The organism is Lysobacter enzymogenes, from assembly GCF_017355525.1.
Lineage (GTDB): Bacteria > Pseudomonadota > Gammaproteobacteria > Xanthomonadales > Xanthomonadaceae > Lysobacter > Lysobacter enzymogenes_C.
Genome location: NZ_CP067395.1, coordinates 3,176,330 through 3,190,351, shown reverse-complemented (window position 1 = coordinate 3,190,351; position 14,022 = coordinate 3,176,330). Strand labels below are relative to the sequence as shown.

13 protein-coding genes are annotated in these 14,022 nt (G+C 71.2%); 8 read left to right on the top strand and 5 right to left on the bottom strand.

Annotation, left to right across the window (positions count from 1 at the left end; translation table 11 throughout):
• The first annotated feature begins 31 nt into the window (after window positions 1-31).
• The 4 genes from JHW38_RS13400 to JHW38_RS13385 all read left to right on the top strand — a co-directional run bounded on the left by JHW38_RS13400 (window position 32) and on the right by JHW38_RS13385 (window position 6,521).
• Window positions 32-1,543, top strand: a complete 1,512-nt coding sequence (locus JHW38_RS13400; protein WP_207521824.1) for a sensor histidine kinase — start codon at window positions 32-34, stop codon at window positions 1,541-1,543.
• Window positions 1,540-2,199, top strand: coding sequence for a response regulator (locus JHW38_RS13395; RefSeq protein ID WP_207521823.1), 660 nt, complete (start codon window positions 1,540-1,542; stop codon window positions 2,197-2,199). Before JHW38_RS13400 ends, JHW38_RS13395 begins: the two co-directional genes overlap by 4 nt.
• 362 nt (window positions 2,200-2,561) lie before the next feature.
• Window positions 2,562-5,720, top strand: coding sequence for a S8 family serine peptidase (locus JHW38_RS13390; protein WP_207521822.1), 3,159 nt, complete (start codon window positions 2,562-2,564; stop codon window positions 5,718-5,720).
• Between the two features lie 171 nt (window positions 5,721-5,891).
• Window positions 5,892-6,521, top strand: a complete 630-nt coding sequence (locus tag JHW38_RS13385) for a LysE family translocator (protein ID WP_207521821.1) — start codon at window positions 5,892-5,894, stop codon at window positions 6,519-6,521.
• Between the two features lie 57 nt (window positions 6,522-6,578).
• On the opposite strand, the gene JHW38_RS13380 is transcribed toward JHW38_RS13385, so the two are convergent.
• Window positions 6,579-6,863, bottom strand: a complete 285-nt coding sequence (locus JHW38_RS13380) for a DUF4031 domain-containing protein (protein ID WP_207521820.1) — start codon at window positions 6,861-6,863, stop codon at window positions 6,579-6,581.
• A gap of 130 nt (window positions 6,864-6,993) precedes the next feature.
• Between JHW38_RS13380 and gloA2 the strand changes: the two genes are divergently transcribed.
• Entirely contained in the window at window positions 6,994-7,386 is a 393-nt protein-coding gene (gene gloA2 / locus JHW38_RS13375; protein ID WP_207521819.1) for an SMU1112c/YaeR family gloxylase I-like metalloprotein, read from the top strand.
• Window positions 7,387-7,444: 58 nt separating this feature from the next.
• Here the strand turns inward: gloA2 and JHW38_RS13370 are convergent, their stop codons facing one another.
• Window positions 7,445-8,398: a rhodanese-like domain-containing protein gene (locus JHW38_RS13370; RefSeq protein WP_207521818.1), complete on the bottom strand. Its 954-nt coding sequence runs from the start codon at window positions 8,396-8,398 to the stop codon at window positions 7,445-7,447.
• A 345-nt stretch (window positions 8,399-8,743) separates the two neighbouring features.
• Between JHW38_RS13370 and JHW38_RS13365 the strand changes: the two genes are divergently transcribed.
• Window positions 8,744-9,553 carry a class I SAM-dependent methyltransferase gene (locus tag JHW38_RS13365; protein WP_207521817.1) on the top strand — a complete coding sequence of 270 codons (810 nt, stop codon included), beginning with the start codon at window positions 8,744-8,746 and terminating at the stop codon, window positions 9,551-9,553.
• A 56-nt stretch (window positions 9,554-9,609) separates the two neighbouring features.
• Here JHW38_RS13365 and JHW38_RS13360 read toward each other — a convergent pair whose 3' ends face one another.
• On the bottom strand, window positions 9,610-10,071 hold the full coding sequence (locus JHW38_RS13360) for a carboxymuconolactone decarboxylase family protein (protein ID WP_207521816.1): 462 nt from the start codon (window positions 10,069-10,071) through the stop codon (window positions 9,610-9,612).
• A gap of 102 nt (window positions 10,072-10,173) precedes the next feature.
• Here JHW38_RS13360 and JHW38_RS13355 point away from each other — a divergent pair, with 102 nt between their 5' ends.
• Together JHW38_RS13355 and JHW38_RS13350 are read left to right on the top strand one after the other, a co-directional pair.
• The gene (locus tag JHW38_RS13355; protein WP_207521815.1) at window positions 10,174-11,121 is read left to right on the top strand and encodes a LysR family transcriptional regulator; all 948 of its coding nucleotides are present in this window, start codon (window positions 10,174-10,176) and stop codon (window positions 11,119-11,121) included.
• 256 nt (window positions 11,122-11,377) lie between these two features.
• A complete protein-coding gene (locus JHW38_RS13350; RefSeq protein WP_207521814.1) occupies window positions 11,378-11,596 on the top strand; it encodes a hypothetical protein in 219 nt (72 codons plus the stop codon).
• A gap of 565 nt (window positions 11,597-12,161) precedes the next feature.
• On the opposite strand, the gene JHW38_RS13345 is transcribed toward JHW38_RS13350, so the two are convergent.
• Both JHW38_RS13345 and JHW38_RS13340 read right to left on the bottom strand, forming a co-directional pair.
• Window positions 12,162-12,764: a nucleotidyltransferase family protein gene (locus tag JHW38_RS13345; protein ID WP_207521813.1), complete on the bottom strand. Its 603-nt coding sequence runs from the start codon at window positions 12,762-12,764 to the stop codon at window positions 12,162-12,164.
• Window positions 12,761-13,768, bottom strand: a complete 1,008-nt coding sequence (locus JHW38_RS13340; protein ID WP_207521812.1) for an XdhC family protein — start codon at window positions 13,766-13,768, stop codon at window positions 12,761-12,763. Before JHW38_RS13340 ends, JHW38_RS13345 begins: the two co-directional genes overlap by 4 nt.
• Between the last annotated feature and the right edge of the window lie 254 nt (window positions 13,769-14,022).

Genomic DNA, 14,022 nt, shown 5'->3' with positions numbered 1-14,022 from the left:
AAATAAATCCAGAAACTGGAATACTGGCGGCATGAACGAAACCGCCGCCCGCCCGACTCCGGCCGCACGCGTGCCGACCCGGCGCTGGTGGAGCCGGCTGTTCTGGAAATGCCTGCTGTCGATGCTGATCGCGTGCTGGATCAGCACCGGCCTGCTGTCGCTGCTGGCGGTGTATCTGCTGCGGCAGGACCTGCGCACGGATCTGGCGCCGCAGGTGCTGGAGGCTTCGCTGCAGCGCGAATTGCAGCGGCTCGGGCCGTTGCCGGATCTGGCGCGGATGCCGCCGGGGCAATGCCAGGCGCTGCTGCAAGGCGTGCTGGTGCGGGTGATCGGCATGGACACGCCGCAGTGGATGTACTCGTACAGCTTCGCCGGCGGTCCCGAAGACGGCCGCATCGCGATCCGCTACCGCGACAGCGAAGGCCGCGCCTGCATGTATCCGCCGCGCCCCGGCGCGGCGCTGGCGCGCGCGCTGGAGCAGGCCGGGCAGACCGCCAGCGCGCAAGGCGTGGCCGCGACCCGCCGGCTCGAACGCGAGCGCGACTGGATCAGCGTGGCCGCGGTGCCGCTGGCCGCCGCGCCCGGCGCCAGCCTCGGCGTCGGCCAGCATCCGGGCGGCTCGGTCGCGACCTTCATGCGCATGACCCTGGGCGATGTGGTCGGATTGGCGATCTACCTGATCGTCATCAGCGCGATGGCCTCGGTCGCGGTGGCGACCCTGCTGACCCGGCGCATCCGCCACGCCGAACACATCGCCGACGCCTGGGCCGAAGGCGATCTGGTGAACCGCATCCACGACCGCGGCCGCGACGAATTCGGGCGTCTGGCGCAGCGTTTCGACCGCATGGCCGACGCGCTCGGCGAAGTGATGCAGGTGCGCCAGCAGTTGGCGGTGTCGGAAGAACGCAACCGCCTGGCGCGCGACCTGCACGACACCGCCAAGCAGCGCAGCTTCGCGCTGGGCCTGCAGTTGAGCGTGCTCGACCACCTCAACGGCCGCGACGGCGAGAGCGGACGCGACCCGCGCCAGGGCGCGCTGATCAAGGCTGCGCTCGGCCTGACCGGGCAATTGCAGCGCGATCTGGCCGACGTGATCCAGCGCTTCAGCGCGCCGACCGTGGCCGAGCAGGGCCTGCGCAAGGCGCTCGAAGACACGTACTCGCATTTGCTCGGCGGCAGCGGCATCGAGTGGCGGTTGCTGCTCGACGGCGTGGCCGAGCGCGGCGTCGGCGAGCATCCGCAGCACGCCGGGCAGTTGCTGCTGATCGCCACCGAGGCGGCGGCCAACAGCCTGCGCCACAGCGGCGCGCGCCGGATCGAAGTGGTGCTCAACAGCGCCGGCGACCGCTACGGCTGGACCATCCAGGACGACGGCTGCGGCTTCGCCGTCGACGAACACGAAACCACCGGCATGGGCCTGGGCAACATGCGCATGCGCGCGCGCACCCTGCCGGGCGGGCGCTTCCGCATCGCCAGCTCGGCCAGCGGCACGGTGGTGACGGTGTCTTTCACATTGCCCGCGGCGCAAGGAGATTCCGCATGAGCACCTCGGTGCTGTTGGTCGACGACCACGAAGTGGTGCGCAAGGGCATCCGCAGCCTGCTGATGCTGACCGAGGATTTCGACGTGGTCGGCGAGGCCGCCGGCGGCGCCGAGGCGATCGCGCTGGCGCGCGATCTGGCCCCGGACCTGATCGTGATCGACCTGATGATGCCGGACGTCGACGGCGTGCAGGCGATTCGCGCGATCAAGCAGTTCAGCCCGCGCAGCGCGATCGCGGTGCTGACGTCGACCGACCAGGACGATCTGGCGTTCGCCGCGATCGAAGCCGGCGCGCAGTCGCTGCTGTTCAAGAGCATGCTCGGCGACGAACTGCTGGCGACCCTGCGCCGCATCGCCGACGGCGAGGCGGTGATCCATCCCTTCGTCGCCCAGCGCATCCTCAAGGCGGTGCGGCGCAAGCGCGAACCGCGCGAGGACCCGTTCGCCTGCCTGACCGAGCGCGAGCTCGACGTGCTGCGCAAGCTCGCCGAGGGCGGCAGCAACGCGCGCATCGCCGCCGCGCTCAACATCGGCGAGAAGACGGTCAAGTCGCACCTGGGCAACGTGCTGGCCAAGCTGCATCTGGCCGACCGCACCGAAGCGGTCGCCTTCGCCTGGCGCCGCGGCCTGATGTCGGGCGAGCGCGACGAAGACTGATCCGCCCCGCGCGACGGTGTCGCGTATCCCCCTGTAGGAGCGGCGCGAGCCGCGACCGCGACATCGCGCCTGCGACGCAAGCGTTGTTTCGCGGTCGCGGCTCGCGCCGCTCCTGCACGGAGCCATCGCGGCTGCGCAACGCCTTGCGCAGCAACGCGACTTTGCCGAATCCGATCTTTCATGTGTCTTTGGTCATGCCCGTTTCCGCAAAACTGCGGGTAGGGAGGCATTCTTTACATTGCGTTACTTCATGTAGAGGCCGTCCTAGCGGCCCGTTTCGTCTGCGATGCGGCACCCGCATCCGCCATTGACCGATGGCGTCCGCAAGGACGTCTTCTACATGACAGGGGTTCATCAAGAAGATGCAAGGCACCAATCGCGCATTGACGCGCAATGAAGTTTTCCCGCGCCGCTCCCATTCGCGTTCGCTGCTGTGCGTGGCCGTCGCCTGCGGCCTGCTCGCCGCCGCCGGCGCCGTGTCGGCGCAGAGCGTCAACGGGCAGACCGGCAATCCCGACAGCTGGCACAGCGAAGAATTCGACGCCGACTGGGGCCTGAGCGCGATCAACGCCCAGTACGCCTACGCCCGCGGCCTGACCGGCAAGGGCGTGCGCCTGGGCGTGTACGACAGCGGCACCGCGCTGGCCCATCCGGAATTCGCCGGCAAGGACAACCGCGCCGTGATCATGGCCGAGCAGTTGGCCGACGGCAGCTTCTGCAGCAACACCAGCGTGCTGACCGGCGACAACGCCTGCTTCTTCTCGCGCGGCGATCAGGCCCAGATCCAGTACACCGGCTTCAACGCCAACGTGCCGGAGAACATCCGCCGCATCATCATGTCCGGCCCGTACGTGCAGCCGGGCTGGGAATTCAACACCCACGGCACCCACGTCGGCGGCACCATCGCCGCCAACCGCGACGGCACCGGCACCCACGGCGTCGCCTTCGGCGCCGACCTCAGCGTGGCCAAGTGGGCGTTCAACGGCGTGCAGGAATGGCAGCGCACCGCGACCGGCTACAACGTGGTGCGCATCCCGCGCCCGAGCGCCGACGACGCCACCATCGCCCGCATGTACGCCGACATGAACTCGCAGGGCGTGCGCGCGCTCAACCACAGCTGGGGCTTGGCGGACGAGCCGGCGACCCTGGAAGACCTGGACGGCTACCTGTTCGATCCGGAGAACGACGCCTACTTCAACGTGTTCGGCGACGCCTCGCGCGCCAAGGGCATGCTGCAGGTGTGGGCCGCCGGCAACCACAACGAGAACGTCACTCCCGAAACCGCGCCGCAGGCCGGCCTCTACGCCAGCCTGCCGCGCGCGTACAAGGACCTGGAGCAGTACTGGCTCAGCGTGGTCAGCGTGACGCCGGACTTGGTCCTCAGCGATTTCTCGATGCGTTGCGCGCAGACCGCGAACTGGTGCGTGGCCGCGCCGGGCTCGAACATCACCTCGACTTACCTCGGCGGCGAAGGCTCGCTGCAGGGCGGCCTGGTGCGCAACCCGGACGGCTCGCAATCGTTCGAGATCAGCGCCGGCACGCCCGAATACGGCTACGGCGATCTGAGCGGCACCTCGATGGCGACCCCGCACGTCACCGGCGCGCTCGGCCTGCTGTTCGAACGCTTCCCGTACATGACCGGCGCGCAGGTGCGCGACGTGCTGCTGACCACCGCCACCGACCTCGGCGCGCCCGGCGTCGACGAGGTCTACGGCTGGGGCCTGATCAATCTGAAGAAGGCCATCGACGGCCCGGGCCAGATCCGCGTCGACACCGACGTGATCGTCGACCGCCTCGCCGGCGGCGCCAAGGTCTGGGAAGGCAAGGCCTGGGACGACTGGCGCAACGACATCGGCGGCACCGGCGTGCTCAGCAAGTCCGGCATCGGCTGGCTGCGCCTGAGCGGCAACAACAGCTTCGGCGGCCTGCACGTCAAGGAAGGCGTGCTGGAACTGACCGGCAACAACACCTACGCCGCGCAGGTCGACGGCGGCACCCTGGTCGTCAACGGCACGCTGACCACCGCGCAGCTGCCGGTGCGCGCCGGCGCCGGCCTCGGCGGCAGCGGCCGCATCGTCGGCGATGTGCGCGTGGAAGGCGCGGTGTCGCCGGGCAATTCCATCGGCACCTTGACCGTACAGGGCGATTACACCCAGGCGGTCGGTTCGACCTACGTCGCCGAACTCGCGGCCGGCGGCCAGTCCGACCGCATCGACGTCACCGGCAAGGCGACGCTCGAAGGCGGCACGCTGATGGTCCTGCATGCGCCGGGCCAGTACTTCCTCGGCCAGAACTTCAACCTCATCAACGCCGCCGGCGGCATCAGCGGCCAGTTCGCCAAGCTCGACCAGACCGCGTTCTCGCCGTTCCTGAAGTTCGGCCTGAGCTACGGCGCCAATCAGGTCGGCGTGGAAGTCACCCGCGGCGCGTCGCTGGCCTCGGCCGCGGTCACGCCGAACCAGATCGCCGCCGCCGCCGCGGCCGACCAGCTCGCCTTCGGCCAGGGCATCCCGCAGCCGCTGACCCAGCTGTTCCCGGCGCAGGCCGTGGCCGCGCTCGACCAGCTCAGCGGCGAAGGCCACGCCAGCCTGCGTTCGATCGCCATCGACGACAGCCGCCACGTCCGCGACGCCGCGCTGGCGCGCGCGCGCAGCGGCCGCGGCGAATTCGCCGCCGACGGCGAAGGCGCGTCCAACGGCGCCTGGGTGCAGTTGCTGAAGTCCGGCGGTACGTTCGAAGGCGACGGCAACGCCGCGCGCAACGAGTACAACGGCTCGGCGACCCTGGTCGGTTACGACTACCGCCTCGCCAATGGCTGGCGCATCGGCGTGCTCGGCGGCACCGGCCGCATCGACAACCACAGCGACCGTCTCGACAAAGGCCGCATCAAGAGCACCCAGCTCGGCGTCTACGGCGGCCAGAACTGGGGCCGTTTCGCGCTCAGCGCCGGCTACACCTACGCGAGCCAGGAGCTGAACCTGGAACGCCGGATCGGCTTCAACGGTTTCAGCGACAGCACCCGCGCGACCTACGACGGCCGCACCGAGCAGGGCTTCGTCGAAGGCGCTTACCGCTTCGGCGGCGACACCTGGGGCCTGGAACCGTACCTGCAAGTCGCGCAGGTGCGGGCCAAGACCGAGGCGTTCCGCGAAACCGGCGGCGCCGCGGCGCTCGGCGGCCGCGCCGAGCAGAGCAAGGTCGACCTGTCGACCCTGGGCGTGCGCTTCAACCTCGACCTCAAGGGTTCGCAGCAGGAGCAGAGCTGGCTGAGCCTGCGCGGCGGCCTCGGCCGCCGCCACGCCAGCGGCGACCTGACTCCGGTGACCCAGGTCGCGTGGTGGCGCGGCGGCGCGGCGTTCGACGCGGCCGGCGCGCCGCTGGCCGACGACGCCACCCTGGTAGAAGCCGGCATCGCCGCGCGCCTGAGCGCGAACGGTCTGCTGGAGTTGAACTACAGCGGGCAGTTCGCCGACGAGGCCGACGACCACGGCGTCAACGCGCGTTACTCGCTGCGGTTCTGAGCGATTGAGCCATAGGCGCCTCCCGAGGGCGCCGCGGAAGCCGCGACGGCCTTTGCCGTCGCGGCTTTTTTTATGGGTTCGAACGGCGGGATGCTGCGGTACGGCGGCGGCCTTACCGGCTGCGCGGCGGATCGGCGATGATGGGCGCCTGTGCCGATGCGGGAGGTTCGCGTGATTGCGCTTTCGTCGTTGCTGGCGTTCGCCGGCCTGGCTTTGGTGATGGTGCTGACGCCGGGGCCGAACATGGTTTACCTGGTCTCGCGTTCGATCTGCCAGGGCCGCCGCGCCGGCCTGGTGTCGCTGGCCGGGGTCGGCGTGGGCTTCGTGTTCTATCTGCTGGCCGCCGCGTTCGGCATCACCGCGCTGCTGTTCGCCGTGCCGTACGCCTACGACGCGCTGCGCATCGGCGGCGCGGCCTATCTGCTGTGGATGGCCTGGCAGGCGGTCAAGCCCGGCGGGCGCTCGCCGTTCCAGGTGCGCGAACTGGCGCCGGACAGTCCGCGCCGGCTGTTCGTCATGGGCCTGCTGACCAGCCTGCTCAATCCGAAGGTGGCGGTGTTCTATCTGGCCCTGCTGCCGCAGTTCATCGACCCGCAGCACAGCGTCATGGCGCAGTCGCTGCTGCTCGGCAGCGTGCAGATCTGCATCAGCCTCGGCGTCAACGCGTTGATCGTGGCCGGCGCCGGCGCCATCGCCGCGTTCCTGTCGGGGCGGCCGCGCTGGATCGCGGCGCAGCGCTGGGTCATGGGCGGCGTGCTGTCGGCATTGGCCGTGCGCATGGCGGTGGATGCGCGCCGCTGAGCGGCTTGTGCGGTCGGATTCAAGGCCCGCCCGCACCCGCTTACGGCGGCTCTCCGATCACGGCGCCAGGCCCGCAGCCTGATCCCGCGCCCGCTGGATGATCGCGCGCACCTGCGCGCGATCGCGATGGCGCGAGATCGCCACCGCGCCGAGTTCCAGCGCGCGTTCGCGCATCCGCGCGGTCACGTCGTAATGGCAGCCGCTGAGCTTGTTCTGGAACGACTCCCGCGGCCGGCCCAGGCGCTGGGCGAACTCGTGCAGTTCGTCGAGGGTGTCGGCCATCAGATGCGCCCAGCGTTCGCCGCGCCAGGGCCACACGGCGTCGTCGACGTAGACGGTCATCAGCGGGCTCCAAGGCAGGGCGCCGAGCGCGGATGCGGCAAGGCGGGACGGTCGCGGCGCGACAGGATGCGCGCAGTATCCGACAATCGGCCCATCGCGAGCGACACCCCCGCGCTCGCCGGAGCGCCGCATGCAGCTGTCGTCCATCCACCACGTCGCGATCATCTGCGCCGACTACCCGCGTTCCAAGCGTTTCTACACCCAAGTATTAGGCCTGCGCACCCTGGCCGAGGTCTGGCGCGAGGCGCGGCGCTCGCACAAGCTCGACCTGGCCCTGCCCGACGGCGGCCAGCTCGAACTGTTCTCGTTCCCCGACCCGCCGCCGCGCCCGTCGTACCCGGAAGCCTGCGGCCTGCGCCATCTGGCCTTCGCCACGCCCGACCTCGACGCCTGCGTCGCCCACCTGCACGCCCACGGCGTCGCGGTCGAACCGGTCCGCGTCGACGAATACACCGGCCGCCGGTTCACGTTTTGCGCCGATCCGGACGGGTTGCCGATCGAGTTCTACGAAAGCGGCAAGTGAACGCAGAGGAATGAGGCGTGCGCGAAAAGCCCAGGGCTCGCGCCTGTTGCGCTTTCGCTCACGCCTCCTGCTTCACCGCCACGGCCAGCCCCTGCGCGCGCCAGGCCTCGAACCCGCCGGCCAGTGGCCGCACCCGCTTGAACCCGCGCCGGCGCAGCTCGCGCGCCAGGGTCGCGGCCGAGGCTTCGTTGGGGCAGTCGCAGTAGACGATGACTTCCTCGCGCCGCTCCGGCGGAATGCCGCTGAGCGATTCGTCGGCCAGGGTGGCGACGAAGATCGCGCCGGGAATCCAGCCGGAGGCGTCGCGCTGCTGGTGGCTGCGCACGTCCAGGATGGTCGGCTCCGAACCTTCCGCCAGCAGCCGGCCGAGTTCGCCGGGCGAGATCCGCGCCATGCGCAGTTCGCGCATGAACAACTGGCGCTTGAGCAGCTTGTAGCCGATCCAGGCGGCGATCAGCGCGGCCAGCACGATCAGGCCGTAGCGGCCGAGGGTGTCGAGCCGGTCCAGCACCTCGTTGACCGCGCGATGGAAGACCGCGCCCAGCGCCACCGCCACGCCGGCCCACAGCAGCGCGCCGAGCCCGTCGTAGAACGCGAAGCGGCGCGGGCGGGTGCCGGTTTCGCCGGCCAGCACGGTCGCCACCGCGGCGAAGCCGGGCACGAACTTGGCCACTACCAGCGACGGCGCGCCCCAGCGCGCGTAGAGGCTGCGCGTGGTCAGCACGCACGAATCCGGCGACAGCGACACCCGGCACATCAGCCGCAACAGCCGCGCGCCGATGCGGCGGCCGCCGAAGTACCACACGCTGTCGGCCAGCAGCGCCGCCAGCGCCGCGGCCAGCAGCACCGGCGGCAGCGCCAGCCACAGGTTGGGCTGGTGGTCGACCGCGACCGCGCTGGCGACGACGATCGGCGGATACGCCGGCACCGGCAGGCCGCCCTGGTCGAGCAGCACGCAGACGAAGACCACGAGCAGGCCGTAGTGTTCGATCAGGTGCAGCAGTGCGTCCATCGGTGGGTTCTGCCGGTTTTGGGGCGGGGGAGCGGCGCGGCGCCGGTACGGCGCGGGCGATGGCGTGCAGTCTCCGCGCGCGCTGCGGGCGGCGCAATCGCGCCGCGGGCACGGATCGTTGCGCCGGTGGCGGCGTGCCGGCCAGCGCGCAGCGCGGGCGCAGTCCGCGGGTGCGGGCCCGCGATGGCCGGTCGCGGCGGGCGCGCGCGTGACGGGGAATTAATAGCGCCGGTGGTCTAGTGGCAGCCGCGCGGCCTACGCCCCGGCGTCACGCCGCGCCGCGCACACTCCGCGCTCGCCGTGGTCGCGCGCCCGAGCCGCCCGACCGAGTCCCTGGAGCCGCCGATGCGCCTGGAAGGCAGTCAAGAAACCCTGCTGATCACCCTCTACGCCAAGGCGATGGACAATCGCAGCGCGCACCCGGTCCTGCACGACCGTCTGGCCGACGATCTGGCCCGGCGCCTGGACTACGATTTCGAACGCTTCGGCCTGAGCCCGCTCGACATCCGCGGCCTGGCGTTCCGTTCCCTGGCGATCGACAAATGGACGCGCGCGGCGCTGCAATCGCGCCAGGACACCCTGGTGCTGCACCTGGCCTGCGGCCTGGATTCGCGCATCTACCGGGTCGATCCGGACCTGGACGTGGACTGGCTCGACATCGATTTCCCGGAAGTGATCCGGCTGCGGCGCGAACTGCTGCCGCAGCGCCTGGGCAAGTACCGCACCCTGGCGAGCAACGTGATGGAGCCGGACTGGATCGGCAAGCTCGACAACGACCGCCCGGTGCTGGTGATCGCCGAAGGCTTGTTCCCGTATCTCGACCAGGACCGCGTGCGCGAACTGGTGTTGCGGCTGATCGAACATTTCCCGCAAGGCGGGCAGTTGCTGTGCGACGTCTACAACCGCCTCGCCCTGCGCCTGCTGCGGCATGCGCGCATGATCCGCGCCACCGACGCGCGCATCGGCGAGTGGGACGCGCGCGGCGCGGCCGCGCTGGAGCAGTGGCATCCGCGCCTGCAATTGGTCGACGAGGCGCGCTACTCGCAACTGCCGGAAATGGCTGCGTTGCCGTGGACGCAGCGGCTGGCGTTCCGTATGTACGAACGCTCGCGCTGGCTGCGCGACCTCGGGCGGGTGGTGCGCTACCGCTTCTGACTGCGGCGCACGTCCATCGCGGCGCCGACGGCAAAACCGCCAGCGCGCGCCCGGGCTCAACCCGCCGCCAACGCCGGATCCGGCTTGCGGAACGCGATCGCCAACCGGTTCCACGCGTTCATCGCGATCGCCGTGTAGGTCAGCGCGACCAGATCCGAATCGTCGAACTGCTCGCGCACCCGCGCGTACACCGCATCGTCGACCGGCGCCTGATCGAGCGGATCGCCGACCTCGGTGATCGCTTCGGCCCAGGCCAGCGCGGCGCGTTCGCGCTCGCTGAAGGGCCCTTCCGGCCACACCCGCAGCAGATGCAGGCGGGTGTGGCTTTCGCCGCGCGCCACCGCTTCGTCGGTATGCGCGCGGATGCAATACGCGCAGCCGTTGATCTGCGAGATGCGGACGTTGACCAGATCGATCAGCGACGGCTCCAGGCCGCTGTGTTCGATGTACTTGCGCAGGCCCAGCAGCGCTTGCGTGCCGCGCGGGTCGACCTTGTTGTAATCCAGACGGGCGGACATCGGGGATTCCTGTTCGGGTGCGTCGGACGACGCGGTGCCGTCACGTTAGGATGTTCATCGCTGAAATACATTTCCCCATACGCGCAAGCGGAGTTTGCACCGATGAACAAGGCATCCGCGCCCGCCGCCGACCCCGCCGGCCTGGCCTGGGACGACTACCGCTTCCTGCTCGCGGTCGGCCGCGCCGGCTCGCTCAACGGCGCGGCCAAGCGTCTGGCGGTCAGCCATCCCACCGTGTTCCGCCGCGTCAACACGATCGAGCGCGCGCTCGGCGTGCGCCTGTTCGAGCGCGCGCGCGACGGGTATGCGCCTACGCCGAACGGCGAGGAGGCGATCGCCGCCGCGGCCGAGATCGAGGCGCGCATCGCCGCCGCCGAGCGCCGCCTGAGCGGGCTCGACGCGCGCCCGACCGGCAAGGTCCGCCTGACCACGGTCGATCCGCTGCTGTACGGCGTGCTGCCGGCGCTGCTGGTGCGCTTCCGCCGCGAGCATCCGGGGATCGTGTTGCAGGTGACCGCCGACAACCACACCCAGGACCTGAGCCGGCACGAAGCCGATCTGGCCCTGCGCCCCGGCGGCGAGCCGCCGGAGGGCTTGATCGGGCGCAAGGTCGCGCGCCTGGCCAGCGCGGTCTACCGTCCGCGCGCGCTGCGCCTGCCGCGCGGCGCCGGGCCGCAGGATCTGGACGGCTACGACTGGCTCGCGCCCGGCGGCAACCTCGCCCACATCGGCATGGCGCAGTGGCTGCGGCGCATGCAGTACGACCGCCGCACCGTGTTCAGCGCCAACAGCCTGCTGGCGCTGCGCGACGCCGCCGCCGCCGGCATGGGCCTGACCGTGCTGCCGTGCTATTTGGGCGACGGCGAGCGCGGGCTGGTCCGGGTCGGCGCGCCGGTCGAGGCGATGGGCACGGATCTGTGGCTGCTCAGCCATCCGGATCTGCGCCGCACCGAACGCGTGCGCGCCTTGGCCGACGCGCTGCGCCAAGGCTTGCGCGAGCTGCAGCCGTGGCTGTCCGGTCGTGCGCAAAGCGCCGCTGCGGCGCCCTAGCGCTGCGCGGGCCTGCTAACCGTGAAGCAGGTCCACATGAACAAATGGCATCTCAAGTCCACCGTTACGTCTGAAACCTGTGACGTTCGACACGTCGCATTAGGAAAATTCCTACACGCTGTAGAGCACTCCGACGACAGTTTCCTTTACGCGCAACAAGCATCTTTGGTATCGCTCGACGGCACCACCGAGTCATAGATCCGCCTAAGCGGACATCCCCCAGACCGGGCCGGCTGACTTTCCACAAGGATGACCCATGTTTCGCGTCGAACTGAAGCAGCGCGACGGCGGCGGCGACGACCGCGCGCTGGCCGTGGCGATCGCAGAGATCGAACAGGAGTACCGCAGCGCCGAAGCGGCGCTGAAGTCCGTGCTGCCCTCGGCCCGGAGATACGCGGTACAGGCTCGCAAAGGGCTGTGGCTGCGTATTTACGACGCCGACTCGCAGCCCGTGTTTGGCACGCTGGTTCCCTAGGGCCGGCGTGCGGTTTGCGCCGCCCGGCTGACAGGGAGTCTGGCCGGGCGGCGCGGGCCTCTGTTTTCGGCCCCCTCATCGAACTCCCCCGGACCGTTCCCGCCATTGCGGCGGGCGCGCCGCATGCGCGGCGTCCGAGCCGGTTCCAGTCATAGGTCGCGGCCGCATCCCCAAGGTCGTCCCCGACCCTCCCCAGCGGCCGCGGCCTATGACTCGAACCGGTTCTGCCGCCAACCGCCCGCACAGTTCCGTCTGCCCCTGTAGGAGCGGCGCGAGCCGCGACCGCGACACATCGCCTACCTCGTCGTGGCGAGGTCGCGGTCGCGGCTCGCGCCGCCGCTGCCGGGGGACCTGGGCCGGGGTGAGACGGTGGCGGGTGATCGACGCAGGCGAAGCGGCAGTTGCGTCGTAGTTGCGGTGTCGCGGTCGCGGCTTGTGACCGAAGGAAATCCCGTGGGACGCCGCTCCTACAGGGCAGGCGTGGCTGCGTGGACGGTCGGGCCGAGTGGTGGGTGAGCGTCGCGCTTGCTGAGGGACGGTTTTGCGCAGCGAATGCGGAATCGCCTCAGCCCGCCGGATCGATCCAGCCGCGCGCGATCGCTACGTCGACATCGCCCGGGGTGTCCAGGTCCAGCTCCAGTTCCGGCGCGCGCAGGCGCCACACCGCGTCGGCCGGCGCCTGCGCCAGGGCCGCGCCGAAGCCGCGGTCGCCGCGCAGGCCGGTGGCTTCGCGCCACAGCGCCGGGGCGATCAGCGCCGGCACGCCGAGCGCGCCGGCGTGTTCGGTCGCGGCGCAGCCCGCGGCGACGGCGCCGTCGCGCAGCGCCTGCAAATGGGCGAGCTCCAGCGCCGGCTGGTCGCAGGCCAGCACCAACACCGCGCCGTCGAAGCCGTCGAGCGCGCGCGCGGCGGCGGCGAGGCTCGCGGCCATGCCGTCCTGCCAGTCGGGGTTGAGCACCGTTTCCACCGCCAGTCCGTCGAGTTCGCCGCGCAGCGCGTCGGCGCGCGCGCCGAGCACGACCAGCACCCGCGTCGCGCCGCTGGCCAGCGCCAGCCGCGCGCCGCGGCGCAGCAGGGTCTCGCCGTCGCGGCGCAGCAATTGCTTGGGCAGGCCGAGGCGGCGGCTGGCGCCGGCGGCGAGCAGCACGGCGGCGAAGCGCAGGCTCATGCGCCGCCGTGGCGGTGGCGCTGCAACTGAGCGACTACGCTCAGCGCGATCGCTTCCGGCCCTTCTCCTCCGAGCGCCAGCCCGATCGGCGAATGCAGCCGCGGCGCCAGCGATTCGCGCGCGGCGGCCGGCAGCACCCGGAACAGGTCTTCGCGCCGCCGCTGCGGGCCGAGCAGGCCGACGTAGCCGATCGCCTCGCCGCCGTCGCCGCCGAGGTGCTCCAGCGCTTCGCGGTCGAGTTCGAAATGGTGGTGCATGACCAGCGCGGCGTCGTGCGCGCGCGCGGTCGCCAGCGCCTGCGCGGGGCTGCGGGCGAGGGCGTGGTCGGCCAGCGCGGCGAGCGCGGACCAGCGCGGGCGGCGTTCGACCAGGGTGGTCATCCAGCCCAGCGTGCGCAGCAGCGGCAGCAGCGTCGGGGTTTCCGGACCGGCGCCGAGCACCAGCACCGACGGCGGCGCGGCGATCTCCACGCGCCAGGGTTCGGCGGCGGTCCACGGCAGCGGCGCGGCCGGCAGGGTCCAGCGCTGGCGCTCGTCGCCGACCGTCGCGACGACCGCGCCGCCGGGCTGCACCTCCAGGCGCAGGTCGCCGTGGCCGCGGCGCCATTCGTCGACCAGCGCCGGCCATTCGCGCAGCGCCGCCAACGGCAGCAGCGCCAGCCGCAGGCGGCCGCGGCAGCCGGGCGCGGAACCGGCGAACAGGTCTTCGTCGCTGCGGGTGTCGATGTCCATCCAGTCGATGCCGCGCACGGCGGCGGCCGCGGCCGCGCGCTGTTCGATCTCCGGTTCGATGCAGCCGCCGCTGAGCCAGCCGACCTGGCCGTCGCGCGCGCCGAACAGCGCCAGCGCGCCGGCGCGCACATAGGTCGAGCCTTCGGTCTCCAGCACCAGCGCCAGGGTCGCCGGATCGCCGCGCGCGGCGGCCGCGGCGCTGGCCTCGACGACCGCGCGCACGCCGCCGGGCGCGGCGCGCGGCAAGGAGCTGGGTTCCGGCGAATCGGCCATGGGCGGCGACCGTGAGCGGGGTGGGATCGAGTCTAGAACGACTGCGGCGGTGCGGCACGCGGCGGCGCGGTGGGTGTCGGCCGCAGCCGCACGCGACAGCAGTTTTAGGCAAGCCGGCGCCGCTGCGGGCGCGACGCGCGCAGACGATGGCGGCGGCGTTTTTTCGCGATGTGTTTCATGCTGCGACGAACGCATGTCGGCACAACCCATGCAGACACGCAGTTTTCGGCAAGCCGGCGCAGCCGCGACGCGCG